This window comes from Ruegeria sp. CDSC052 (assembly GCF_059610685.1).
Genome location: NZ_JBXWOB010000004.1, coordinates 22,820 through 48,275, shown reverse-complemented (window position 1 = coordinate 48,275; position 25,456 = coordinate 22,820). Strand labels below are relative to the sequence as shown.

The 25,456-nt window shown below is 56.5% G+C and carries 22 protein-coding genes and 1 pseudogene; 8 read left to right on the top strand and 15 right to left on the bottom strand.

All coding sequences use genetic code 11. The annotated features are described in order from the left end of the window. Positions 1 to 72: 72 nt before the first annotated feature. From AC2FIM_RS09165 to AC2FIM_RS09140, 6 genes are all read right to left on the bottom strand, one after another. Positions 73 to 285 carry a hypothetical protein gene (locus tag AC2FIM_RS09165; RefSeq protein ID WP_142634993.1) on the bottom strand — a complete coding sequence of 71 codons (213 nt, stop codon included), beginning with the start codon at positions 283 to 285 and terminating at the stop codon, positions 73 to 75. Between the two features lie 48 nt (positions 286 to 333). After that, a complete protein-coding gene (locus AC2FIM_RS09160; RefSeq protein ID WP_271950258.1) occupies positions 334 to 1,455 on the bottom strand; it encodes an alanine/ornithine racemase family PLP-dependent enzyme in 1,122 nt (373 codons plus the stop codon). Next, on the bottom strand, positions 1,452 to 2,651 hold the full coding sequence (locus tag AC2FIM_RS09155; protein ID WP_496731946.1) for an N-acetyltransferase DgcN family protein: 1,200 nt from the start codon (positions 2,649 to 2,651) through the stop codon (positions 1,452 to 1,454). Before AC2FIM_RS09155 ends, AC2FIM_RS09160 begins: the two co-directional genes overlap by 4 nt. 83 nt (positions 2,652 to 2,734) lie before the next feature. Beyond that, positions 2,735 to 3,499, bottom strand: coding sequence for a hypothetical protein (locus tag AC2FIM_RS09150; RefSeq protein WP_496677570.1), 765 nt, complete (start codon positions 3,497 to 3,499; stop codon positions 2,735 to 2,737). 64 nt (positions 3,500 to 3,563) lie between these two features. Continuing rightward, a complete protein-coding gene (locus AC2FIM_RS09145; protein ID WP_142635000.1) occupies positions 3,564 to 3,917 on the bottom strand; it encodes a hypothetical protein in 354 nt (117 codons plus the stop codon). Between the two features lie 772 nt (positions 3,918 to 4,689). Further along, entirely contained in the window at positions 4,690 to 5,331 is a 642-nt protein-coding gene (locus AC2FIM_RS09140; protein ID WP_271950264.1) for a cysteine hydrolase family protein, read from the bottom strand. A gap of 145 nt (positions 5,332 to 5,476) precedes the next feature. On the opposite strand from AC2FIM_RS09140, the gene AC2FIM_RS09135 reads away from it, so the two are divergent. The 8 genes and pseudogenes from AC2FIM_RS09135 (at position 5,477) to AC2FIM_RS09100 (ending at position 13,804) form a co-directional block, all read left to right on the top strand. Then, positions 5,477 to 6,325, top strand: coding sequence for a MurR/RpiR family transcriptional regulator (locus AC2FIM_RS09135; RefSeq protein WP_496702099.1), 849 nt, complete (start codon positions 5,477 to 5,479; stop codon positions 6,323 to 6,325). Then, positions 6,322 to 7,626 carry a glutamine synthetase family protein gene (locus tag AC2FIM_RS09130; RefSeq protein ID WP_496708090.1) on the top strand — a complete coding sequence of 435 codons (1,305 nt, stop codon included), beginning with the start codon at positions 6,322 to 6,324 and terminating at the stop codon, positions 7,624 to 7,626. The genes AC2FIM_RS09135 and AC2FIM_RS09130 overlap by 4 nt, the downstream gene beginning before the upstream one ends. After that, positions 7,626 to 8,395, top strand: a pseudogene (locus AC2FIM_RS09125) (Rossmann-fold NAD(P)-binding domain-containing protein). The gene AC2FIM_RS09130 and the pseudogene AC2FIM_RS09125 overlap by 1 nt, the downstream one beginning before the upstream one ends. Further along, positions 8,365 to 9,162 carry an N-formylglutamate amidohydrolase gene (locus AC2FIM_RS09120; RefSeq protein WP_496731944.1) on the top strand — a complete coding sequence of 266 codons (798 nt, stop codon included), beginning with the start codon at positions 8,365 to 8,367 and terminating at the stop codon, positions 9,160 to 9,162. Before AC2FIM_RS09125 ends, AC2FIM_RS09120 begins: the two are co-directional and overlap by 31 nt. Further along, on the top strand, positions 9,159 to 11,039 hold the full coding sequence (locus AC2FIM_RS09115) for a branched-chain amino acid ABC transporter ATP-binding protein/permease (RefSeq protein ID WP_281972775.1): 1,881 nt from the start codon (positions 9,159 to 9,161) through the stop codon (positions 11,037 to 11,039). The genes AC2FIM_RS09120 and AC2FIM_RS09115 overlap by 4 nt, the downstream gene beginning before the upstream one ends. After that, complete coding sequence (locus tag AC2FIM_RS09110; protein ID WP_142635012.1) at positions 11,036 to 12,187, top strand: ABC transporter substrate-binding protein; 1,152 nt, start codon at positions 11,036 to 11,038, stop codon at positions 12,185 to 12,187. Before AC2FIM_RS09115 ends, AC2FIM_RS09110 begins: the two co-directional genes overlap by 4 nt. A gap of 12 nt (positions 12,188 to 12,199) precedes the next feature. Then, entirely contained in the window at positions 12,200 to 12,913 is a 714-nt protein-coding gene (locus AC2FIM_RS09105; protein ID WP_142635014.1) for an ABC transporter ATP-binding protein, read from the top strand. A 3-nt stretch (positions 12,914 to 12,916) separates the two neighbouring features. Then, complete coding sequence (locus tag AC2FIM_RS09100) at positions 12,917 to 13,804, top strand: branched-chain amino acid ABC transporter permease (RefSeq protein WP_496708091.1); 888 nt, start codon at positions 12,917 to 12,919, stop codon at positions 13,802 to 13,804. A gap of 524 nt (positions 13,805 to 14,328) precedes the next feature. Here the strand turns inward: AC2FIM_RS09100 and AC2FIM_RS09095 are convergent. From AC2FIM_RS09095 to AC2FIM_RS09055, 9 genes are all read right to left on the bottom strand, one after another. Further along, positions 14,329 to 16,014, bottom strand: a complete 1,686-nt coding sequence (locus AC2FIM_RS09095) for a chloride channel protein (protein ID WP_281972772.1) — start codon at positions 16,012 to 16,014, stop codon at positions 14,329 to 14,331. An 81-nt stretch (positions 16,015 to 16,095) separates the two neighbouring features. Further along, complete coding sequence (recN, locus tag AC2FIM_RS09090) at positions 16,096 to 17,745, bottom strand: DNA repair protein RecN (protein ID WP_496708092.1); 1,650 nt, start codon at positions 17,743 to 17,745, stop codon at positions 16,096 to 16,098. Positions 17,746 to 17,780: 35 nt separating this feature from the next. Then, entirely contained in the window at positions 17,781 to 18,623 is an 843-nt protein-coding gene (locus AC2FIM_RS09085; protein WP_142635022.1) for an outer membrane protein assembly factor BamD, read from the bottom strand. 126 nt (positions 18,624 to 18,749) lie between these two features. Then, the gene (gene lpxC, locus AC2FIM_RS09080) at positions 18,750 to 19,670 is read right to left on the bottom strand and encodes a UDP-3-O-acyl-N-acetylglucosamine deacetylase (protein WP_185956629.1); all 921 of its coding nucleotides are present in this window, start codon (positions 19,668 to 19,670) and stop codon (positions 18,750 to 18,752) included. Positions 19,671 to 19,882: 212 nt separating this feature from the next. Beyond that, entirely contained in the window at positions 19,883 to 21,490 is a 1,608-nt protein-coding gene (ftsZ, locus tag AC2FIM_RS09075) for a cell division protein FtsZ (protein WP_496677586.1), read from the bottom strand. Positions 21,491 to 21,838: 348 nt separating this feature from the next. After that, positions 21,839 to 22,252 carry a hypothetical protein gene (locus AC2FIM_RS09070; protein ID WP_496677587.1) on the bottom strand — a complete coding sequence of 138 codons (414 nt, stop codon included), beginning with the start codon at positions 22,250 to 22,252 and terminating at the stop codon, positions 21,839 to 21,841. Next, positions 22,239 to 23,573, bottom strand: coding sequence for a cell division protein FtsA (gene ftsA, locus AC2FIM_RS09065; RefSeq protein ID WP_142635187.1), 1,335 nt, complete (start codon positions 23,571 to 23,573; stop codon positions 22,239 to 22,241). The genes AC2FIM_RS09070 and ftsA overlap by 14 nt, the downstream gene beginning before the upstream one ends. Before the next feature lie 8 nt (positions 23,574 to 23,581). Next, positions 23,582 to 24,577: a cell division protein FtsQ/DivIB gene (locus AC2FIM_RS09060; protein WP_142635027.1), complete on the bottom strand. Its 996-nt coding sequence runs from the start codon at positions 24,575 to 24,577 to the stop codon at positions 23,582 to 23,584. Then, complete coding sequence (locus AC2FIM_RS09055; RefSeq protein WP_271950281.1) at positions 24,565 to 25,443, bottom strand: D-alanine--D-alanine ligase; 879 nt, start codon at positions 25,441 to 25,443, stop codon at positions 24,565 to 24,567. Before AC2FIM_RS09055 ends, AC2FIM_RS09060 begins: the two co-directional genes overlap by 13 nt. Between the last annotated feature and the right edge of the window lie 13 nt (positions 25,444 to 25,456).

The following is a 25,456-nucleotide window of genomic DNA, read 5'->3' as shown; positions in this document are numbered from 1 at the left end:
ACAATGTTCGCTAGCCGCTTTGTTCGTGGTTCGATCATTCCAGTCGCGCAAAAAGAAGGGGCGACAATCCTGTCACCGCTTTTTGACGGGCTTCGGCGGACAGGCTTCAGATAATATATTCGCATCCCTTTCGAGCCGAGTTTTGCGGAGCCGGGCATTCTTGATCTGTCTTTGCTCTGCTTCTTCGTTGACCATTTCTCTAACGATCCGCGTTGTTTTGTCCATCGGTGTTTCCGCCTTGGGAACGTGTGCATTGAAGACAGTTTTTTTTGTCAGCTTTGCCAATGGTTATTCTCCTAACCGTTTTCAACGGTGCATTTATCAGTTGAGTGATCAAATCGATGCTAGGTGGGTGCCTGATCCTTGAGAGACATGCGCGTGTCGTGAATGACTGCCACGGAGCAACTTTGTCTTAACGTCGGGAGCGGACATAGCATTCATCAACGCACTATAGTTCATTTGGAACTTCATTTCCGATCCTACGCTTTGCGTCGAATGGTAAGTGCCAACGACAAGATGATCGCTTGTTGCACCAATAAGCCTGTATCCAGGGGGCATCGAAAGCCCCAAAATGTCCGTATCTTGCTGACCAACGGCCAGAATTATTTGTGTGCTCTGTCCGCTTTTCGGGACGAGGTGAAGTCTTTTGAATACCGGATCGCAGATGCTCTGAGGGTGAGATGCAGGTTTGGACCCTGTTTCAATTACCTCAGCGATAAGTATGAAGGCATCCGTATACATCCCGCCTATTTGATCTCCGGAAACCGGATCAACGCCCAGAAGTATTGCTTCCCCCAGCCTTAGATCGTTGATGCGACAAGCTGGGTGTCCGCCGAGGGCCCAAGGAAGGTTGGCCGAGTTTCCGCCAGATACCGTGTGAAGGAAGGGACCATACTGCCCCTCTGTTTCATTCGCCAGGTCAGATAGGGCCTCCATATCTGCAGCATTCGGGGCAATTCCCCCCAGACATGCAAAGTTCGCTCCGATGCCTTTCAGCGTAACGCCGGGCATGTCCACCACTTGCTGTGCAACCGAGCCGAGGTCCTTTGGCATGATCCCTTCGCGCAGATCGCCCATCTCAACCATCAGGATAATGCCGTGAATGCAGTCTTTCCGGATCGCGGCGGCGGCCAGAGCGGTAATCACGAGGATTTCTGTATTGTAGCTCGCCTCACAGTATTGGATGACCTGATCGACCTGGCTCAGCGTTGGTGTACGGATCAATGTGATCGGGCATGTCATGCCCGCGTTGCGTAACCTTCGCACGTTACTAAGCCGCGCTTCCGCAAGCCCCACAGCGCCGCCGTCGAGCATTGCCTGAGCGATGGCTGGATGCCCGCACACTGCCTTGGTCACACCGGTGACACCGATGCCGCGTGTCTTGAGGCGCTCGACAACAGTCTTCGCATTGTGACGTATCTTGCTCAGATGCACCTCAATGCGAGGGGTACTCATATCGCAGCCACGGGTGTCGAGTGATGTAACCCAGGGTAAGCGGCAACAACCATTGCAAGCAAATGCGAAGCCGGCCGGCTGAGTACATCCGTTACCGGCAGCCCGAGTATTTGTGACTGTGCGGCGATCGTGTCGGTTACCTCGGCCTCGGACATCCCCTCATGATTGAGCGTGACACCAATGACCTTTGTGTCAGCAAATGCTTCGATTAGGGCAATCTCACTTGCAGGCTTGGGCATCGGCATATTGGGAAAGTCACAGCGATGCGCGCGCTTTGGAGCGTGCTGGAGGATTACGGCGTCCGGCTGGCTGCCCCGCAGGATAAAGGCGGATGTGCAGAATGCCGGATGGCTCAACGCCCCTTGACCTTCGATCAATATGACATCGGGTCGTTCAGACTCGGAAGCGTCGACGATCGCGCCTTCAAGTTCGCCGCAACAGAACTGCGGTGGTACGGCATCCATTGCCACCCCATATTTTGCACCCTGCATCAAACCTGTCTGGCCCGTACCAACAAGGACAGTCTTGATGCCTCTTGTGTTCAAGGCACGGGCTAAAACAGTCGCTGTTGTCCGCTTTCCGATGGCGCAGTCGGTCCCAAGAACCGCTATGCGCAGTGCTTTCACACCAGAAATACTTCCATCGAACAGGCGCATATCCTTGCTGGGTTTGGGTTTGCGAATATCTCGGATGGTGACTTTGCGTTCGACCGCAAAAGAAGCGATTTCTGGATCATCGCCCAGATATTCATGCAATCCACTGACGATGTTCATACCAAGTGATATCGCGTCGAGAACAACGTCACGATCTGTCGATGAGAGCCTGCCCGTAGATGGTGCCATCCCGTAAATGAGGGTATCCGGGATTACAGCTTCATGGACAACAGCAGCGTCCAGACTTCTGAAGACCGGAATGTGGTTTACAGTATCGTCAAGAACCAACCCGCTGTCTTTGCCGTCGTGATCGCTATCGATGACAGACAGGATCCTGTAGGCCTCTGAATGGCGAACGAGGCCATTTGCAGTTTTGCCATCCGCCTTGGCAAAGTTACCTTGGCAATAGACAATCGCAGTTGGCGGCAAGATGATCTGAGTGGCAGAAGTTGATCTTATGGGTTCGTCGCTGGTAAATGGCGGCGCCTGCGCCCCGCTAACAGGACGACGGATCGTGTTTGCCACGTTAAAGTCGGTTTTCATGATGTTTCCTTTGTGTGGTCGACACCCAAGGCAACACGGTCGTCACCATCGGATACCAAAGTCGAAATAGTCGCGCCGCGCGCTCAGTTATCGAGAACGCACAGACCTTTAGATGACTTGAAATTCTTGTTGCAGTTCCAACGGTTTCCGGACCTGTCAAGATGGGCATTCGCAGGAAGCTCTATTGTTTCGCAATTCACACCTGAGGTCGCGTATCCCCGCTCGCACTTCCATCCCGTGCCGTACGTTGCATCGTCCAAGTAGGCATGTTCAGGGATCACGACGGCCGCGCACGTGCCATCCTGTACAAAATATCCACGTTCACATGTCCAAGGTTGGCCGTATCCTGATGAATTCAAATACGCGTTGGCCGGGACCACAATGGCGACGCAACGGTCGTCCAATGCTTCGAACCCACGTTTGCATTCCCACGCGGGTCCATAGGTCGTATCAGCCAGATAAGCGTTTGCGGGTACGACAATTTCTTGGCACGTGTCGTCGATTTTGAGAAAACCGCGCGAGCAATGCCAACGTTCACCTGATGAATCAAGGAATCCGCCATCGGGTACAATCACCGCAACACAGGTCGCTTCATCGTTCTCGCGAAAACCATGAAGACATTCCCAACCTAAACCATAGGTACGGTTGGTCGGATAGGCATTTGCTGGCACTATAACAGCCGCGCAGACGTCGCCACTCAACCTATACCCGGCGTTACATTTCCAACCGTCACCGTAACTCGTTGCAGTGGCATTTTCTGGCACCGATTGCGATGTAGATTGAGAGAATGCAGGCATCGAAAATAAAAGCAAAGCACCGAGTGTAAACCCAATCAGCGCCGCACTCATCTGAATGCCTAGTAACAGATTTGCGCGCCAAGTCGTCCGAAAGAGTTGCGGCATTGCCTTTGCCTTATGATCCATCCAGCTCAAGCCCCGCGATACAGGCATCTGCGAGGTCGCGGCTTGGCGAATCTGACCCCGGCAGTGTTGCCCAACCAGTATCCATCATGGCCTTGCGGCGGTTGAAGCCAGAGGCCTCTTGCAGTGTTTCGATTATTTCTTCGCGCTTGGGATCAGCGGTTGACCTGTTCAGGCAGACCGGCACCATCGCAAGCGTTACTTCTTCGCTAGCATGGTCTTTCGCCAACTCTTGAGCGCTGCCGCTGGTTGTCCATCCGCCCCAGGTAAAGCCAAGGATTGAGACCGCCACCGCACCACACAAAGCACCGTAGATGCCTGGTTTCGTCCATTCTGGAAATGTCATTTTAGTTCCTCTGGCGGAGAAAGCGCCGCCTCGCTGTTTTATGTCTTTCTGCGCAATCTTGATCTTGCGCCCGGGCCAATCCCAGGACGCGATGGTCGATAGGCGCAGTTTTTGCCTATCGGAAGCTCATTTGATCAACGGTTGCGTTGTGGTTTATTGGCAAGCCATCGGTGCGTCTGATCACCACAAACGGATCAACTAACGTCACAAGCGATGTGGTCGTGCGCGAAAACATCGGCAACTTTCCCAAACATCAAATCCAAGTAGAGGACGTGACAGCTGAATTTTCATGATGGAAGAACTTAGTTCACTCTAGCAGGCGATACGCCTGGGCTGCAGAAAACCAGAACTTTAGTGTTCCCTATGTAACCACTTGGAGACGCAATTACAACGCTCGTGGCCCTACCGCTGTTCCCAAGGCCCCGATACCGATCAATAAATTGGTTTCAACCTGGCATTTGCTTTGTGTATCGGCAAATCCGTGACCACTTATGTAGCCTTTTTACTATGTCACTCTGAAACTGGCATTCGCTGCATCAAGGAAAACATGTGGTGAGGGCAGATAATGCTTGGACGTTTTACCGAAAAGTGTGGGTTTGTCTCTGATCTCACATGCTGTTTTGAGTGTGCCTCGCCAAATATTTCTGAGCGATTTTTTGGATGATGACAGGTTGGACTGACGCGCAGGGAAAAATCGGAATTTGGCGAGAAAACGGGTGTGGATAACGCCTGAGACGCGCCGCCAAACGGATCGGCTGGGCGCCTCACCGACCTAGCCACGACCGATTTCGTCAAGCAATTCGGCTGTCGTCACCTGACGGCAGTAGCCTTTGATCGTTTGCAGGGAATTGTCGTGACGCTCTTGCGTGTAGGTCATGCAGGCATCCGTCACTTGGGTGACCAGATAGCCCAGATCACAGGCATCGCGAATTGCGCTTTCGACGCATTGATCGGTCACGATCCCTGCCAGCACCAATTGCTTTATGCCGAGATTGCGCAGCACGTAATCTATGTGGGTCGAGACAAAGACTGAGGACGAAGATTTTGGAAACACGATCTCATCATCGGCTGGTGCCAGTTCGTCGATCACCTTGCCGTCCCAGGATCCTTTGGGCACGTTGAAGCCCGTGATTTTGTAATCCAGAGATCTGTCGCGCCCGTCTTTGGTCAGACTTTCAATCGTTGTGTAAAGAACCTCGATTCCCGCCGCGCGAAATCCCTTTTGCAAGGCTTGCATATTAGGTACGATACTGGATTTCAGCTGCTCAAAAAACCAGCCAAACTTTGCGTCAAACTCGGCATTTGTCAGCCCTTCGAATTCGGCACCATCCCTGTGGGCTGCAAAGTTCTGCACGTCAATAAACAGCAATCCCGATTGGTCATATTCTAGTGGAAGATCGCGGGTCAATTCCATGTCTGTCTCTGCTTTCAAATGTTTGCCCAAGAGGTCTAATTTTATGAATGAGGGCGATCATGACGTCCATACTAAAAGAAAATAAAATTCCAAAGTCAATTCAATTTAGATTGACAGAAAATATTTTTCCACCACCATATAGCGCATGTTGATCAGAGACCGCATCGAAAACGCAGCCGATATGCTAACCAGCGGAGAGCGCAAACTTGCTGCAGCTATCCTGTCGGATTACCCATTTGCTGGCCTTTCCTCGATCCAGGAGCTGGCAAAACACGCCGAGGTGTCACCGCCTTCAATCTCACGGTTTGTTACCAAGATTGGACTTGATGGATATCAGGATTTCCAACGTGATCTTATCGCGGAATTGAAAGAAGGGCACCGCTCGCCTGTTCAACTCCACCAGGCGGAACGGCCCGTTCATGGGAGATATCTGAAGGACTTTATTTCCAAATCGGCCAGCCAGATGGCCATGGCGGCTGATGCTATCACCGAAGATCAGTTTAACCAGATCTGCACCCTTCTGACCGACCCGAAACGCAGCGTTTACGTGCTGGGTGGCCGGATCAGCGATACGATCGCCAAGCATCTTTCGTTCCACCTGCGTCAGATCCGCAAGGATGTGTTTCATCTGCCTGATACGCCTGAAGGCTGGCCAGAATATTTGTTGCGGATGCGGCCCGGGGATATCCTTTATGCTGTTGATTTTCGCCGTTACCAACCGGCGCTGGAGCAGCTGTCGCTTGTTGCCTCACGCGATCGGAATGCCCGTGTGATCCTGATGACGGACAAATGGATTTCACCGATTGCCAAACACGCCCATGAGGTCATGCCGGTGCCAATTGATAGCGGCACCTTGTGGGATACTTACTCGGCGGCACTCTCGGTGACCGAGGCCATCGTGACGCGGATTGCCGAGGACAACTGGGAACAGACCCGAGACCGCATCAAGGCCTGGGATGCTTTGCGCTTTACTCAAGAGGAAAATGAAAAATGACCCTGCCGCTAATTTTTGCTGCCATATCCGATGTTGCCGGAAAGGTGCGCGGCAAAGCCTTTCCCGCTGATCAGTTGGAAAAACGGGTGGTGCGGGGGGTCGGCTGGACCCCTACCAATGTGCAGATCACCTGTTTCGACATAATCGCTGACAGCCCGTTCGGCGCGCTAGGTGATTTGCTTTTGATTCCCGATGCAAACGCAGAGGCCCGGGCGACATTTGGAGATGTGACCGAGCATTTCCTGATGGGCGATGTCGTCACGCTTGACGGGGATCCTTGGGCCTTTTGTACGCGCGCTATCCTCAAATCCGCGCTGAAGCGCCTGCATGATGTAGCAGGCGTTCATCTGATCTCGGCGTTCGAGCACGAGTTTCAACTGAAAAGCCCACCGGCGGTGGAAAACCAGGGATACGGACGCGAAGGGTTCGAGATTCAGCGGAAGCTTTGCGAAGTGCTGATGGCGACACTCGCCGAAAACGGGCTCGAGCCAGACAGTATCATGAAGGAATTCGGCCCCAATCAATACGAGGTCGTTATCGGCCCTGCCAAAGGTGTGCGCTCGGCAGATGCGGCAGTAATCCTGCGCGAGCTTACTCGCTCGGCAGCGCGTCACCTGGGTGAGGCTGCAACCTTTACGCCAATCCGCGATGTGGCGAGCGTCGGCAATGGCGTTCATATCCACATGAGCTTTGTCGACGATGCCGGCGAGCCGGTCACATTTGATGCAAGCGGCCCCTGCGGGATGTCCAGACTTACTGATGGGTTCGCTGCTGGCGTGCTAAAATACCTGCCTAACATTTTAGCGCTGACGGCACCGTCTGTCGTGTCATACGAACGCCTTACTCCGCACCGGTGGTCGGCTGCGTATAACAATCTCGGGTTCCGAGACCGCGAGGCCTCGTTAAGGGTCTGCCCTGTGACGGCAAAGGACCCCGCTTCAATCGCCAGACAATTCAACATTGAATACCGCGCGGCGGATGCAGCGGCGTCGCCCTACCTGGCTTTGGCCGCTGTTGTACATGCTGGTGTTCAGGGGATCGAAGATGGGCTGAAAGCGCCTGCGCCGACCGAGGAAGACCTGTCGCTTCTGTCAGCGGATGATCTCACGGCGCGTGGTTTTGTGCGCCTGCCCGAAACGCTTGAGGCCGCCCTTGAGGCGTTTCAGGCGGATACGACCGTCACCAGTTGGTTCGGACCAGATTTCGCGAGCGTCTACGCCGCCCATAAGGCTGCAGAAATCGACGCGGTAAAAGACATGGACACAGCACAGAAATGCGCCGCGTATGAAGGAACATACTGATGAGCGCGCCCTCTGACAGAGCATTGGTTCCATTTGTCAGCGTCGAAAACATGCGGGCCCTGGTCCATAAGCATGGCCTACGGGACTGCCTTGCAGGATTGGCCAATATGATCGAAGCCGATTTCAAACGCTGGCCGGTATTTGACAAAACACCGCGCGTTGCGTCCCATTCTAAGGCGGGTGTGATTGAACTGATGCCAACCTCTGATGGTGTGGATCACACCTTCAAGTCCGCGAACGGGCACCGATCGAACACCAAGGTCGGCCTGCAAACCCTAACCGCCGTTGGTGTGCTGGCCTCTGTTGATACCGGCTATCCACAGCCCTTTTCTGAAATGACCCTTCTGACGGCGCTTCGCACGGTGGCAACATCGGCGATGGTGACGCGTATACTGGCCCCCAAATCAGCTAAAACCGCTGCGAGTATCGGCAACGGGATATTCTGATGCGCAATGACATTTCTGTAGAGTACCCAAAACAGACGCGCATCAAGGGCGATATCCAGCAACTCGACCCGGATCACGCGGTCAACGAACTGTGGCAGGTTCTAACCGGTTCTAAAAAGGGACGAACCTCCGAAGATCAGATCACGGTTTTTGATGGTGTTGGCTTTGTGGTCGAGGATATCTCGGCCACGCGCTGGCTGCACCAAAAAGCGACTGACGGCGCCCCAAGCGAAATGCTGGATCTGGTTGCCGACCCGCACGACCCCAAGGATCTGCTCGGTATGATAAGACGATGCACACACCGTGCGGTCCAAGCTGCATGAATTTGTGTACTCATACCTTATTGGGGCCAAACGATCCTGCGCCGATTGACGTCGTTAATGCAGATAGCACGTCGGAGATCGTGCTGCTGTGTGAGCATGCAGGCAATGCAGTCCCCGAGATGCTTGGAGATTTGGGAGTCTCCCGCGACGTCATTGAAAGCCACCGCGGCTGGGACATTGGTGCTCAGGATGTAGCGCGCCAGTTGGCTGAACAGTTGAACGCGCCTCTCGTCGTCCAAAATTACTCACGGCTGGTATTTGACTGTAACCGTCCCCCTGACAGCCCCTTGGCGGTCCCTGCGATCAGCGACCAGGTTGAGGTGCCGGGGAACAGCGCGATCACCGAATTGAGCCGGGCCATGCGTGTCGATGAAATCTTTCGACCTATGGATGCAGAGTTGAATCGGCTCTTTGCCAACCGTCCGCGTCGTGCCGCGTTTTCGATCCATTCCTTTACACCGCATCTCGATGGCAAGGACCGGCCTTGGCAGGCAGGCTTTTTAAGCCGCGGCACAGGCGGTGCTGCCAAAGCATTGATGGCACATATCGCGCAGCGCCGCCCTGACATGACCTTTGCGTTGAACAAGCCCTATCAGATCGAAACTGAGGGCGATTGGTTTATTCCAGCGCATGCAGAACCCCGTGAGCTTGTGCATTGCCTGATTGAAATTCGAAACGATCAAATCCGCGAACAATCGCAAGTCGGGCTGTGGGCGGATCTGCTGGCAGACGCAATCCTTACAGCAGTAGGGGACATTCCCTCATGAGCATCGTCCCCCTTCATACACATCCCGGACGCTTGCGGGCGTCCAACTTGCTCCGGACGGCGGCGGCGGTTGCTGTGCTGCTGGCTGTGGTGCTTGGGCTGACGTTGATTTTTGGACGCACTGGCGAGCGGATTGCTGTACAGATGTGTGTCAATGTGGTCGCTGTAGTGGCCCTTGCGGTTTATTGCGGCAACACGGGCATTGTGTCTTTCGGGCATGGCGCCTTTTTGGCGCTAGGCGCTTATCTGTCAGGCATTCTCACCATGCCTGCTGCTCTTCAACGTTCTGCCCTGCCGGATCTTCCGTCATTTCTGGCAGGCCATGAAGTAACGATCTGGGTGTCGCTGCCGGTGGTCGCCCTTGCGGGACTTGCCTTTGCAGCCCTAACCGGAAGCGCCATCGCTCGGCTTGTGGGTGCGTCTGCCACGATTGCCACGCTTGGCCTGCTGATCATCGCCCATGGCGTGGCCATCGCCGCACGCGAGATCACACGCGGCAGCCAGACGTTTTACGGTGTGCCAAGGGTGACAGACCTGGTTCTGGCCCTCGGCGCGGCCACGGGTGCAATCCTGCTGGCCCGTTGGTATCGCGAAAGCCGTTTGGGTCTGTTTTCCCGCGCGGCCCGTGACGATGAGGATGCCGCAACAGCACTTGGCATCAATGCCCGACGCACAAGATTCATTGCTTGGTGTGCCTCTGGTACCATGGCGACAGTCGCGGGTGCACTTTATGGGCATATGCTGGGGGCATTTTCACCCGCATCCTTCTACCTTGGGCTCGTCTTTGCGCAAGTGGTCATGATGATTGTCGGTGGAATGTCATCGGTTGGCGGCGCAGTGGTCGGGGTGATCGCGGTGACGCTGCTGCAGGACACTGTGCGCCAGTTCGAAGGCGGCTCAACTGTGCTTGGCGTCACCTTGCCCGAGGTCTTTGGCCTGACGACGATTGTCCTGGGGCTTGCCATCCTGCTGGTGATCTGGGCGCGACCTCAGGGTCTGGTCGGAGGCTTTGAACTTGGCCCTGGCGCCGATGCAAATCTGCTCGGGCGCCTGAAGCCCCGAGTAACTCCTGCGCGCACGCCCGAGTCCGTCGTCCCAGCCACGCTGAAAGCATCAAACCTGTCAAAAAGTTTCGCAGGCGTCAAAGCCGTAAGAGACGTCAGTTTCGAAGCTCCGACTGGGCGCATCACTGGCCTGATTGGCCCCAACGGTGCTGGCAAGTCCACGCTTGTTAACTTGCTGACACGCGCCTATCAGGCGGACACCGGTTCTGCGCATATGGGCGAGGTTGATTTGACCCGTGTCTCGCATCACAAAGTGCCAGGCTTTGGTGTCTCGCGTAGCTTCCAAAACTTGCGCCTGTTCAGCGGTCTGACAGCCTACGAAAATGTTCTTGTTGCCGCTTTGGCCGCAGGTCACGACCGCAAGACTGCCGCGGCTATCACGCTGCGTGAACTGGATGCCTTTGATCTTGGGGAAGTCGCCGGGTATCGCGCCGACGGCCTGCCATATGGTGCCCGCAAGCGCCTGGAAATCGCCCGCGCTTTGGCACAAGACCCGAAGATTCTTTTACTGGATGAACCGGCCGCTGGCATGAATCCCAGCGAAACAGATGACCTGGCTGATCGGCTGATTAAGGTCGGCAAAACACGCGGCATCGGTGTCCTTCTGATCGATCATGACCTGAGGTTCGTGAACCGCCTGTCGGACTGGATCGTGGTGATGCACCAAGGTGGCGTCATCGCGCAAGGCACGCCTGAAGACGTGCGCGCAAATCCCAAAGTCATCGAGGCTTACATCGGCAAAGGGCGCACAGCCCAAAAAGCAGAAATTAGCGAAACCAACCGAAGTCAACCAACAGAGGTAGCAATAAAATGATACGTAATGCCCTTCTTCTTTCAACAGCAGTTATCACCGGCCTGGCTGGAACAGCGATGGCTGAGAGTTATAAAATCGGCGTAATGTCCGCGCAATCGGGCTATCTGGCCCCCTATGATGGACCCGCCTATGCCGGGTTCCAGTTCTGCATTGACGAAATGAACGCCAAGGGGGGCCTGAACGGCACAACACCGGTTGAGCTGATCGTGCGCGACACCCGGTCTGACATCGCCGAAGGCGTTAAAGTCGTACAGGAAATGATCGATGACGGCGCGCAGTTCATCGTGGCGTCAGCCGATGCCGATCCGACAATCGCCGCGGCCCAGATCACAGCGGCTGACAGCATCCCAACAATGACCTTTGCCGGAACAGCCCCGGTTCTGACGCAAGTCGGTGAACATGTCTTTGGCAGTTACCCTGCGGACAACCAACAGGCCGCCGTACTGGCAGGCCACGCACGCGAGCAAGGGTTCGAACGTGTCTGGCTCGTGAAATCCCCAGACAGTGCCTACACATTGGGTGGGCCCGAGTACTTTGGCGAGGCCTTCACATCGCTTGGTGGTGCCGTTGTCGGGGAAAGCAACTATTCGCTGAACCAGCCGGACTTTTCTGCCATCGTGACGACCATCAAGAATGCGGATACCACCCCGGATGTGATCGTCACATGGGCTTGGGAGCCTGATTTCCCGGCCTTCATCCGTGCGCTGCGCGGTGCCGGGGTTGATACCCAGGTGATGGGAGGTGACGTACTCGATTCACCAACCGTACGCGGCCTTGGTGATGTCGTCACAGGCGTAGCGCATACATCTGGTGGCTTCCCAGACGAAGGCTCTGCCTATGCCGATTTCATCGCTCGGTTCTCTGCTGCAAAGGGGATCACGCCTGACAACAATTACTACGTCAATGGCTGCGATATTGCGCATATGATCGAGGATGCTGTCGCAGCGGCTGGCACGACAGACCCTGCTGCCGTGACTGCCGCAATGGCCGGCATTGAGAATGGTGAGGGTATCATGTCCAACTTCACTTTCGCGGGGACCGACCGGATGCCTCTGCGTGATGTTGTGGTCGCGCGGATTACCGATGCAGGCGAAAAAGAGTTTGTCCTGCGCACCTCAGCTGATCCCGCAATCCTGCCACAGCCGTAAGGTCTGAACCCAATGGAAACAGCACTCGATATCCAAGGCTTGCACGTCCGCTATGGCCCAATCCGCGCGGTTCAGGGCATTGACCTGATCGTCCCCAAAGGCGGCATAACGGCGCTTTTAGGGGCCAATGGCGCAGGCAAGACAACGACGGTCATGGCCATCGCAGGTGCTTTGCCCGTGGTATCGGGCGCTGTTTCCCTTTTTGGCAAGGATATGACAGGGGCCAAACCCGACGCCATTGTGCGGGCGGGTGTGGCCATCTCACCGGAAGGACGCCGCGTGTTTGCGCAGCTGACGGTCGAAGAAAATCTTTTGCTGGCCGGATCAATTCTGGGCGACGAGAAGCTCAGCGCCAAACGTTTGGCCGAGATGAAAGAGCGTTTCCCGATCCTGGGCGAACGCCGCCGTCAGATGGCGGGGCTTTTGTCGGGGGGCGAACAACAGATGCTGGCGGTGGGACGTGCCTTGATGAGCGGACCGCGCTTGCTGTTGCTGGACGAACCGTCGCTTGGTCTTGCGCCGCAGGTCGTGGATCAGATTTTCGACATCGTAGAAGAATTGAAAGCCGACGGTATTTCAGTGCTTCTGGTCGAGCAAAACGCGGCTCTTGCCCTGGACATTGCCGATCATGCCGTGGTGCTGGCGAATGGCGCTGTTGCCGCTGCCGGTGCACCATCGGAACTAGCAAATGACGCGGTCTTGCAATCCGCATATCTGGCGGCTTGAGCGATGGAAGTTCTTCTTCAACAAATGATCAACGCGCTTAGCCTTGGGGGAATTTATGCGATGCTGGCCCTGGGGCTGGCGATTGTGTTCTCTATTGTGCGGTTGATCAATTTCGCGCATGGCGAAATCATGACTTTTGGGGGCTATGGCATCTTTCTGGCCATGAGCTTTGGCCTGCCGCCGATCGCCGCTCTTGTTGTCGGGCTTGGCGCTTCTGTGTTCATGGCCATGGCAATGGAGTGTACAGCGTTTCGCGCCATGCGCGGCGCGGATGTCGTTGCACTTTTGATCACATCTTTCGCGGTGTCCGAGATCCTCAAAGTTCTGTTCCAGAACGGAATTTCCGCCAGACCCGTCCCGATCTCTTTTCCAGCGTCATGGTCTGGCACTTATCATATCGGCCAGACGACATTTGGCATTATCCCGACCGTATCAATCATCGTAACATTTTCAGCCCTTGCAGGCCTGACATTCGTGTTGCGGCGCACAACCATTGGCATGGCCATGCGCGCCGCTGCCGAAGATATCGAGATGCTCAAACTGCTGGGTATCAAGGCCAACCGGGTCGTTGCTGTGGCTTTTGCCCTGTCAGGGCTACTTGCGGGTATTGCCGCTGTCATCTGGACGGCACAACGCGGGTCAGTGGATCCACTGATGGGATTTTTCCCCGTTCTGAAGGCCTTCATTGCGACCGTACTTGGAGGTTTGGGCAGCTTAGGCGGCGCTGTCCTTGGTGGGTTCATCGTCGGCGGGCTGGAAGTTCTGCTACAGGCTTTCCTGCCAGACAGTCTGGCCCCATACCGGGATGCAATGGTTCTGGCCTCAGTCATCTTGCTGCTGCTGTTGCGCCCGGATGGCCTCCTTCCAGCGGCGAATGCCAACAGATCGTAAGGAGCGGTGTTGGCGCAAAGTTCATCACTCGCTCGGATTGTTGCCCTCAGAGCGCGATGACAGACAAAGAGTGTGCAAACCGGATTCTGCGGAAATTGAATCTAACTTCCAAAATCAGACATTGGCGCAGCCGCCGCGGAATTGGGCTGTGCCACACTGCCGTTCTTTGACCAGATACCGACAAAAGTCCGCAATAGATCAGAATTTCTCGATGTTACGGCCAATATTGCATGACCCGCTGGCTCGAAAATATCCTGGGAAGCTGTCGACGGCTCAAAGTTGCGCGTCGTTCCACAAATTCCAGAGCGTCAGTGAGGTAAAGTTAGTCCTTCACCAGCGCTCCAAGGCCTAATGTTTTTCAGCTAGAAAGCTCAGTTCTGCACAGCTTGTCAGATCGAACACATGAGCCTCTGGATTTCGACTGGCCACGCCCGGCAAGTGCAGATCCAAAGATCGTATCGCGTTAATGCCTCGCCTGTTTCAAGGAACAAGATTGACAAGGACCAATGTTGCAGGGGCCCCTGTTATGAATGTTCTTCTGCAGCCGTGGCTGCCAACGCGCGGTTATAGGCCTTTAGCGCATCAATATGGTAGAGCGTACCGACTGGGGTCTCAGCTCCGTCATCACCGCTCACAACCACCGGTATGCAGAGGATTTCGTCTCGGTCGAAGAACGGCATCGCCGCCTCAAGCGTAGCGCTTGCTTGAACAAAAAGACCTTGATCAATCAAAACCTGTGCTTCTTCCCGGGTGATTGAACGTGCATCGCCAAGCGGTCGCATCACTGCGCCTGCGCGCAACATTGCCAGAAGATAGGCCTGTGGCCCCGCGGCCAGATGCACATTGCGCCGTTCCAGTTGTGTCAGGAAGAAGGATCGATCCACGAGGCGCGAAGCCAGCGCCGTGGACATTGAAACCGACACCATCACCGCCAGACCGATCTGCCAATCTCCGGTCAGTTCAAAGACAATCATCGTGGTCGAAATCGGGGCACCAAGCACGGCAGCGGCAACCGCGCCCATCCCGGCAAATGCATAAAGGGTATGGGTCCCCGATACATCGGGCAGCAAACCCGTTGCAATCAACCCGAATGCCAACCCGGTTAACGCACCTATCATCAGCGAGGGTGAAAACACACCGCCACCCATACGTCCCCCCATCGTGATCGCAACAGCCACAGTTTTGATGATTGCGAACAGGATGGCGGTTGTCAGAACCAAATCTCCGGCCAGAGCCCGGATCGTGGTTTCGTATCCAACGCCGATGATGTGGGGAAACCAGATCGCGATCAGTCCCAACATTGCGCCTGATACAGCAGGACGCAGCCATCCGGGCAAGGACAGCCGGCTTTGAATGTGATTGCCAATATCTTCTGCAAAGAAGATCGACCGCATCAGAAGCAAGGCCACCAACCCGCAGATCAACCCAAGGATCAGAAACGCGGGCAGCTCGACATAGAATTGCAGGGATCCGGGCGTATCCAGAGTGAATTCGGTCACGTCGCCGTATTCCAGCCGGTTAATCACCGTCCCGGCGACCGAAGCGATAACGATGGGCGCAAAAGCATGCACCGCGAAATGGCGCAACACCACCTCAAGTGCGAACAAAGCACCGGCAATGGGTGAGTTGAAACTGGCCGAAACTGCCGCCGCCACCGCACATCCCAGCAAATCACGCCCGGTAATTCCGTCGGCATGGATACGATTGCTGACCCAGGTCGAGATCACGCCTGCCATATGCACAACCGGCCCTTCTCGACCCGTGGACCCACCTGTGCTGAGCGTAATCAGCGAGGAGAAAAAAGACGCGATACCCGCCTTGCCTTCGACCCGACCATCGGTAAGGGCAGCGCCTTCGATTACGTCGGCAACTGAACGCACGCGCCCGTCATCGGTATACCGGTGCAGGATGATGCCAACGATAAGACCGCCGATGATCGGTGTGATCAGGATCAGGAACCAGGGTAGCTTTTCCACATGGCTGTGCAGTAACGAGATATCCCCGGTGTCGTAGACATAGGCCTGCAATGCCTGAATTGCCTTACGAAATCCCAATGCCATAAAGCCTGCGGCAATCCCAATCGCCAGCGCGATGAACCAGAACTGAATTTGGCTGGGCCCGCGCCTGCGCATCACCCGCCACGCGTCCTTCATCGCGGCCAGAGCCTGATTGAGCTGGTTGCGCAGAACGGTGCGGGTTGACTGGGTCATTTGCCCTCGGGGGATCAGAATACACCCCTTACTAAGCCACGGAGGGCACGGTTAAAAGCCGGATCGCGCGTCTGTGAGGGCCTATGCGTCCAGAAGAGCACGGGCAGCGGCGCGCGCTTCGTCCGTGATCGTGTCTCCGGCGACCATCCTGGCGATCTCGTCCACCCGGTCGGCCTGGGCCAAAGGCACCACGGTCGACAGAGTTTGCCCATCGGTCACATGTTTCTGAACACGCCAGTGATAGGCGGCACGTGCGGCGACCTGCGGGGAATGCGTCACGACCAATACCTGCCCGCCCTGTGCCAGCGATGCCAGACGCCTGCCGACGGCGTCCGCAGTCGCGCCGCCAACACCCCTGTCGATCTCATCAAAGATCATCGTGCGCACGCTGTCATCGCCGGTCAGACAGACCTTGAGCGCCAGCAAGAAGCGGCTCAGTTCACCGCCCGAGGCGATTTTGTTTAACGGTCCAGACGGTGCACCGGGGTTGGTGGCAACGGTGAACGCCACAGCATCCGCACCTTCGGGGCCGGGATCGGACGGGGTGATCTCGGTCTGGAACACAGCGCGTTCCATTTTCAGCGGTGCAAGCTCGGCCATCACAGCGGTGTCAAGTTCACCCGCTGCCCGTTGGCGCAGGCTGCTGAGTGCCTCCGCAGCCTTGTGATAAACTGCCTGCGCAGTCTCAACCGCAACGCGCCTGTCGGCCAGATCAGCGTCACCAGCATCCAAACGGTTCAGCCGCTCACGCAAGGTCTCCGCGAACCCGCCCAAGTCGTCCGGGGCAACGTCATGCTTGCGGGCCAACGCACGAATGGCGAAAAGCCGTTCCTCGACTGCCTCCAATTCAGCTGGATTGAAGTCCAGCGCCTGAAGACTGGCATTAACGCCATCTTGCGCCTCGCCCAATTCGACAAGTGCACGCCCCAGTGCGGCAACAGGCTCTTCCAACTGCCCGCCTGCATTATCGGACACGCCTTCCAGCCAGCGCAGAGCATCAGACATCGCGCCCTCGGCCCCATCACTGCCAAGCAAGTCATAGGCACGGGCGACGTCATCGCGAATCCGCTCTGCCCCCTGCATCATGCGGCGCCTTGCATCCAGTTCGGCATCCTCGCCGGGCTGCGGATCAAGCTTATCAAGCTCAGTGACCGCATGGCGCAGAAATTCTTCCTCTGCCCGCATGGCAGCCAAGGCAGATTCGACCTCAGACAAAAGCTTGCGCGCACGCGACATCTCGGACCATGCAGAGCGCACAGTGGCCAGTTGCCCCCCTGCCCCGGCAAAATCATCCAGCATCGCGCGGTGGCCACGTGGGTTCAGCAGGCCGCGATCATCGTGCTGGCCATGCAGTTCCACCAGGGTTTCCGACAAGGCCCGCAGCACCTCGCCCGAGCAACGCCGGTCATTGACCCATGCGGTTTTCCGGCCCTCGGCTGTGTTCACGCGGCGCAGGATCAGCTCTTCGCCTCCGGGCAATCCGGCTTCGGCCAAAATCGCATGTGCGGGGTGTTTTTCGTGCAGCTCGAACTCGGCCACAACTTCGCCCTGAGCGGCCCCCTGACGCACCAGCTCTGCCCGCCCGCGCCAGCCCAGAACGAACCCAAGCGAATCCAGTAGGATCGACTTGCCCGCGCCGGTCTCGCCGGTCAACGCGTTCAATCCCGGCTGGAACGTCAGTTCCAACCGGTCGATGATCAGCATATCGCGGATATCAAGGGCGCGCAGCATCGGGTCTCAGCGTCCCACGCCTTTTGCCATGACGATTACAACCACTGACCTTTGACGGTCTGGCGATAAATCGTGCTGAGCCAGTTGTTGCCGCGGCTTTTGAGTTTCAGCCCGCGAGAGGTCAGCAGCTTATAGCCAGCGTCATACCATTCCGAGGATTGGTAGTTGTAACCCAGAATTGCACCGGCCGATTGCGCCTCATCCACCAGACCCAGCGAGAGATATGCCTCGATCAGGCGATAGAGCGCTTCGGCGGTGTGCGAAGTTGTCTGAAAATCCTCTACCACAACGCGGAACCGGTTGATCGCGGCAGTATAGTGATCCTGACGCAGATAATAACGTCCGATCTCCATTTCTTTGCCAGCCAGATGGTCAAAGGCCAGATCGAATTTCAGCACGGCGGAGGTGGCATATTCGCTGTCCGGATAGACCTCGATCACCGTGCGCAATGACTGAAGCGCCTGGAACGTCAGGCCCTGATCGCGGCCCACCTCGTCAATCTGGTCGTAATAGCTGAGTGCCAACAGATATTGGGCATAGGCCGCATCTTCGTCGGTTGGATAGAAATCTATATAGCGCTGTGCTGCTGCACGGCTTTCTTCGTAATTCTCATCTGCATGGTACGAAAACGCCTGCATGATCAGCGCGCGCTTTGCCCAGTCAGAGTAAGGGTAAAGACGTTCAACCTCGGAGAAGTACCACGCCGCATCGTCGGAACGATTCTCCGACAGCTCAAATTCCCCACGCGTGAAAATCTGTTCGGGGGTGAACCCTTCTAGGTTCTGATTGCGGTCAGCGCCCCCGCTGTTGCACGCTGTCAAAACTGCTGTCAGAAGTACCGCCCCTGCGAATCTGACCGCCGCTTTGGTGCCTATCATTCCGCCAATCCTTGTCGTCTTGCTTAATGGGAATACCCCGGTTTGGGCCTTGGTCTAGCACATAAAATTCCAGTGCAAAACGCCTTAGTAGGCCCTTTGGCGGATTTGTCAGCAGAGTGGAACCAATCAGGCGACTTCGGGGATTTCGTCCCAGACCAGACCCTGTCCGGGCAGACGCGCGGCCTGTTCGGGGGTACACAGGATCGGACGCACAGCACCGGGCGTTTCAAACAGCTTGCGCAGCAGCGTGTTTGTCATCGCATGACCAGACTTGTCGCCGGTGAAATGACCCAGAATCGGTCCACCCGCCAAATACAAATCACCCAGAGCATCTAGCATCTTGTGACGCACTGCCTCGTCTGCGTGGCGAAGGCCACCCGGGGTCAGAACTTCGTCGCCCTGAACGACCACAGCATTTTCAAGCGTGCCGCCAAGAGCCAAGCCGTTCTCGCGCATTGCTTCGACGTCGGTACGACGGCAGAATGTCCGGCAATCACTAAGCTCGCGTGCAAAAGAGCCATTGCACATATCCAGCGTCTTAGTCTGACGACCAATGGCGCTGTCTTCAAAATCGATATGAAAATCGATAATCAAACCGTCCGCAGGCGCAATCGAAGCACTGGCACCCTCACGGGTTGCGGTCACAGGTTTAAGAACCTCATAGGCCAGGACCGGGCTTGCCTGACGACGCACGCCTTTCAACATGATGCCACGAACGAATTCAATCGAAGACCCGTCCATGATCGGCACCTCGGGGCCATCAATCTCGATCAGCGCATTGTGGACACCGCATCCAGCCAAAGCTGCCATGATATGCTCGACGGTGGAAACCGTAACGCCCGCTTCATTGACCAGTCGGGTACAAAGCGGGGTACGATCGACCACATCGTAGATTGCAGGGATCAACGCATTGCCCAGCTCGATATCCGTCCGTTTGAACCAGATGCCGTGGCCAGCAGCAGCCGGCTTCAGGATCATCGTCGCAGGCTTACCGCTGTGCAGCCCGAGGCCTGTAAACGTGATCGGAGATTTGAGCGTATGTTGCAAGTGTGACCTCGGTGAGTGGCGTCCGACCTGTGATGGCCGTGTTGGCATTCAACTAAGGAAGCAGGTCAAAAGGCTCAACTCACTCTTTGCAACCGAATGAAACATGAATGTGACAGGTCGGCAAAACCCTGCTCACATAGGGATAATGCACTGTTTTAAAATAAGAAAGGGCCGCCAAATGGCAGCCCCTCTTTAGTATATTGTTACCGCGATCAGTTGGCTTGACGGCGAAGGAAGGCCGGTATTTCGATCCGATCCTGCTCCGGGTCGTCCTCGACATGTGCAGGTGCCGTAGCGTCAGATTGGCGCAATACCGGCTGCTGGCGGGCCGGTTGCTGCGCCGGAGTATCGGCTGCGTGGCCGGTCATGCGATCAATCAGGCGGTTAAAACCAAATCGCGGGCGGTCGGCATCCCCATGATTATCGGAGACCTCCTGTGGCCGAGGCGCAGGATGACCTCTTTCAGCCGGAGGTACATTCTGGACGGCTGCCTGCAAGCGCCTCAGAGCTTCGGGTGATGGCGATCCTGCGGGTGCTTGCGGCTGAGGTGCGACAAAGCTTTCTGGGGCGTATTCGACCGGCTCGGGAGTCGGCTCGAATTCGGCCACGCGCGGCTGATAAGCCGGGGGTGGCAGGCCGTCATCATCCTGTTCTGCGCGCGGTTGGAACTGCGGTTCCATCGGCTCTTCAGTTGCCTCAAACAGCGAAGGTTCACGCGTTGGTTCGGGCTGAGGTTCAGGTTCGGCGCTTGCCGCCACTGACATTTCTTCCAGGGCCGCTTCCTCTGCAGAAACCGAACGGGTCAGCGGTGCCGACATCGAACGACGCGCGACAGGCACATCATCCTGCTTTTCGCTGGCGTCGATACCTGTTGCCACAACCGAAACGCGCATGCCGCCTTCCATTGCGGTGTCCAGCGTGGAGCCGACGATGATATTCGCCTCAGGATCCACTTCCTCACGGATACGGTTTGCGGCTTCGTCCAGTTCGAACAGGGTCAGGTCGTGGCTGCCGGTGATGTTGATCAGAACGCCCTTGGCGCCCTTGAGGCTGATTTCATCCAACAGCGGGTTCGCGATGGCCTTCTCGGCGGCCTGTACGGCGCGATCTTCGCCGGTGGCTTCGCCCGTGCCCATCATCGCCTTGCCCATCTCGTCCATAACGGCGCGAACATCCGCGAAGTCGAGGTTGATCAGGCCCGGACGCACCATCAGGTCGGTCACGCCTTTGACACCCTGATACAGAACGTCATCCGCCATCGAAAACGCCTCGGTAAACGTGGTCTTTTCGTTGGCCAGACGGAACAGGTTCTGGTTTGGAATGATGATCAGCGTGTCGACTACGCGCTGCAAGGCTTCAACACCGTCTTCGGCCTGACGCATCCGCTTGGCGCCTTCGAACTGGAAAGGCTTGGTCACAACACCGACGGTCAAAACACCCAATTCACGCGCTGCCTGCGCGATGATCGGTGCGGCACCCGTGCCGGTGCCACCGCCCATACCGGCCGTGATGAAGCACATATGCGCGCCTGCCAGATGGTCTACAATCTGCTCGATGCTTTCTTCGGCAGCTGCCGCACCCACTGTCGGACGCGCGCCCGCACCCAGACCTTCGGTGACTTTCACGCCCAGTTGAACTCGTGACGAAGACTGGCTTTGCTGCAGCGCCTGGGCATCGGTGTTGGCAACGACAAAATCGACACCGTCCAACTGTTTTTCAATCATGTTGTTGACGGCGTTACCGCCCGCTCCGCCAACGCCAAAAACTGTAATCCGAGGCTTCAGCTCGTCGTGCCCGGGCATCGAAAGATTCAATGTCATGCTTCTGTCCGCCTGTTTATATAACCCGCCAACGCGGTGTTTTTCTTACCTATCCACTAACAATCCTACCGATCCAAACGGCAAACGTCACGCCAAAAATCGCGAAAATCCACAAAATATGGAGGAAATAAGGCACCTGGAAACAGTATTTGGCAGAGATTGCCAGATGTTGCGGAATTATCTCAAAGCACCACAAAACATGCGACGCTCGCGCCACTGTTGACGGGCGCGTCACTTGCAATTCATTCACATTCTGTCTGCGGAAAACTGCTCAAGCCCTCTCGCAAGGCCTCTGACGGGCCCTGTGGATATCTTGCGGGATTTTGACAGCCCCTGCAAGATATTTCTTTAGCTAATTGGGGCACTTGGGCAGTTAAGACCTTTCTCAGAAATGTCCCTGACCTCTTGAATTTCTGTCCTGGAGAAACCGACCATTCGCACCATCAACTGGTCTTCATACAAAAACGGCCACCAGCAAACTGGCAGACCATCCTCGTCATCGTCGTACAGAAAGCAAATCTGCCCATTAGGAGTTGTAATTTTCCCGTACACACAACCCTTGCCCTCCATACGCCAGACCGAGAGAGTCGGGCTCAGGAACTCTTCGGTGCCGACCAGTATACCGCTGTCATAGACGTGAAACTTTACGGTCTTTCCTTGAACGGCCCCCAGGAAGGCTTCGGGTGTGATACGGGTCTGAGCCTCTATCGCTGACGGCACAGCCATGACCAGCGCCGCGATCGCGGCTTTACCAGTTGTCACGGAACCACCGCACAGCGCGCTTGAACGGGCGTGCGGAATAGGTGTCTACGGGGATTTCAAAATCCCACCATTCATCCTGTGGGTTGGCTGCAAACAGGCTTAGCCCCACAACCGAAGAGAACCCCGGCCCTGTGGCCGATTGCGGCAACCCATGGACCCGCAGCGGGCGACCAAGGCGAACACGCTGCCCCAGAATACGAGAGGCCAACCCGTCCAGCCCCATGATTTGGCTGCCGCCTCCGGTCAGGACGATCTGCTGACTGGGCATGTGCTCAAAGCCAGCCGCATCCAGCCGTACACGCACTTCCTCCAGGATTTCTTCGACACGTGGACGCATGATACCTATCAACTCTGCCCGGCTGACAGTACGGCGGTCATGTTCCCAATCGCCGGTATCACCGCCAATGTCGATCAGGTCGCGGTCATCCGCGCCGGTCGCGTGAACGCCGCCATTGAATGTCTTGATCCGTTCGGCAACAGAGGCCGGAACGCCCAGCCCCATCGAGATGTCACTGGTCACATGATCCCCACCCATGCGCACGCAATCGGCATAGATCATGTGTTTCTTCATGAATATTGACACGCTGGTGGTGCCACCGCCCATGTCGATACAGGCCGCACCCAGTTCCTGTTCATCCTCAACCAGCGCCGAAATACCCGAGACATAGGCCGAATTCGCGATACCGGCCAATTCGAGATCGCAACGCTTGATACAGCGCACGATATTCTGGATTGCAACCGCGTCCACGGTCAGCATGTGCATATCGACGGCCAGCGATTGCCCCATCTGACCCCTTGGGTCGATCAGGCCCGATCGGTTATCCAGCGCAAAATTCACCGGCTGAGCATGTAGGACTTCGCGACCCACACCATAGTCGGGCACGTCACAGGCATTCAGAACCCGGCCGACTTCGGCCTCGGTTACCAGCTGACCTTCCAGATCCACCTGGGCATCCAAACCATAGGACCGCGGGTTTGCCCCTGAGAAACAGGCGATCACATGGTCGACACGGATATCTGCCATTTTCTGCGCGGCTTGAAGCGCGGTTCGAATGGCGCGCTCGGTCTCCTGCATCGCAGTGACTTCGCCAAATTGCACACCACGGGAACGCGTGGTCGCGGCACCGATCACCCGAAACCCGGATTGTCCGGCCAAAGACCCGATGCCACTGTCCTCGTGCAAACGTCCGGCGCCGTCGAACCGCAGCACAAGGCAGGAAATCTTAGAGCTCCCGACATCCAGAATAGCGACAACGCCGCGTTGCATCGCCTGCCTGCGCATTTGCCGCATGGCCCGTTGGGACTGATAAAGATCGGTCATCATTGTCGTTACTGCCCGCTACTCACATCTACTTTTGTATTCCACCAGTCTTCGCTGGCGGCTTTGGTCATTCGGATTGTTGGTCGCTGACCCAGGCGCATATCCACCACGGCCACATCGCGTTCCAGAAGATCCTGAACCTCGTTCACGGCCAACACGCGTTCTAATGCGCGCACTGGCCGTTCCGTCGGCAACATGATGCGCTGACCGCGATCCAGAACCAGATCCCAGCGACGTTCGCCAATTCGCACCAGACCGCGCACCCGATTGCCAAGACTGCTGGCTGTGGCCGTCAGTTGCAGCGCTTCGGGTACATAGGAATCCGCGCCCTCACCCGCGATCAGTGGCAGATTGGAGTGATCCTGCCGCGATGCGATGATTTCAACATGCGCGCCGGTTTCATCCAGCAATTCGACCCCTCGACGGGTACGCCAGACAATGGCGGGCTGCCGTTCGACAACATCCACCTGCAGGATACCTCCGGGACGGATGCGCACAGAGGCGGATTTAACCGGATCCAGCCCTGTGATCGTTTCGCGCATCTGTTCGACATCCAGGTCCCAGGAACTGATTGGGAAGTCCAGCGGCACCACTTCACGAATGTCTTCCGAAAGGTTGGTTCCCGCCCCATCAATCGCCATCAGGTTGACCATGAATTCTGGTCGCTGCTGGATCGAGATTTTCACATCATGGACATGAGCCACAATCGCTTCGCGCCGGTCCTGAGAGCTGAAATACCCGCCAAGCGCAGCACACACAGCGAAGACCGGCAGCCCGTATTTCAGGCCACGGCGAACACCAGGCGTCAACATCCAGCGCTGCAACCGATAGCTTAGGCGGGACGGCGCCGGATCAAACGCCGATGACTTACGCCCCCAAAGCCGCCGCAGGCGGAACTTGGGTTCTACATTGTTGCGGTCCCCCGAAGCGAAATCGGCATCCGGACCAGCAAGTGGCTTTGACCGGTGGATAACCGGCGCACGGGTGGCTGTCAGCGGTCGCATGATGCGTCCTCCACCATCCATGCGCAAAACAGGCCGAAGGTTATCCCGCAATGCGCGCCCTGTTCCGGAGCCAGTGACGTCGGCGTCATTCCTGGCTGGGTGTTGGTTTCCAGCAGGAACAAGCCCTCTGCGCCCTTGCTGTCATCCCACCGAAAATCTGTGCGGCTGACGCCTTTGCAACCCAACAGATCATGCGCCTGTTTGGCAAAGCCCATACAAAGGTCAAAAATGTCCTGCGGGATTTCAGCAGGCAGCACATGCCACGACCCACCCGGCTTGTACTTGGCATCGTAATCGTACCAGCCATCCGTCATGATTTCTGTCACGGTCAAAGCGCGGTCGCCCATGACTGTGACGGTCAACTCGCGGCCAGCCACATATTGTTCGACCATTACCAGTTCGGGCATGTCGTCTGCCAGTTTCGGTGGAGTGTTGGCGCCTTCATGCACCAGATAAATCCCGACGCTGGAACCCTCGTTGTTGGGCTTTACCACATAGGGCGGTTCCATCATGTGACGCGCGGCAACTTCGGATTTGGCCTCGATCACACTTTCGGCGACTGGCAGACCCGCGATACGGAACGCCGCTTTGCTGCGCTGCTTGTCCATGGCCAACGCCGATGCCAGCACACCGGAATGAGTATAGGGAATACGCAACCACTCCAGCAGACCCTGCACGCAGCCATCCTCGCCCCAGCGACCATGCAGAGCGTTGAAGACCACATCCGGCTTGATATCCAAAAGGCGCACATAGAGGTCCGGACCCGCGTCCAGTTCGACCACTTCAAAGCCTTCTCCCCTTAGGGCGGCCGCGCATTCGCGCCCAGAGCTGAGAGACACCTCACGTTCCGCCGAGGGTCCACCCATCAATACCGCCACT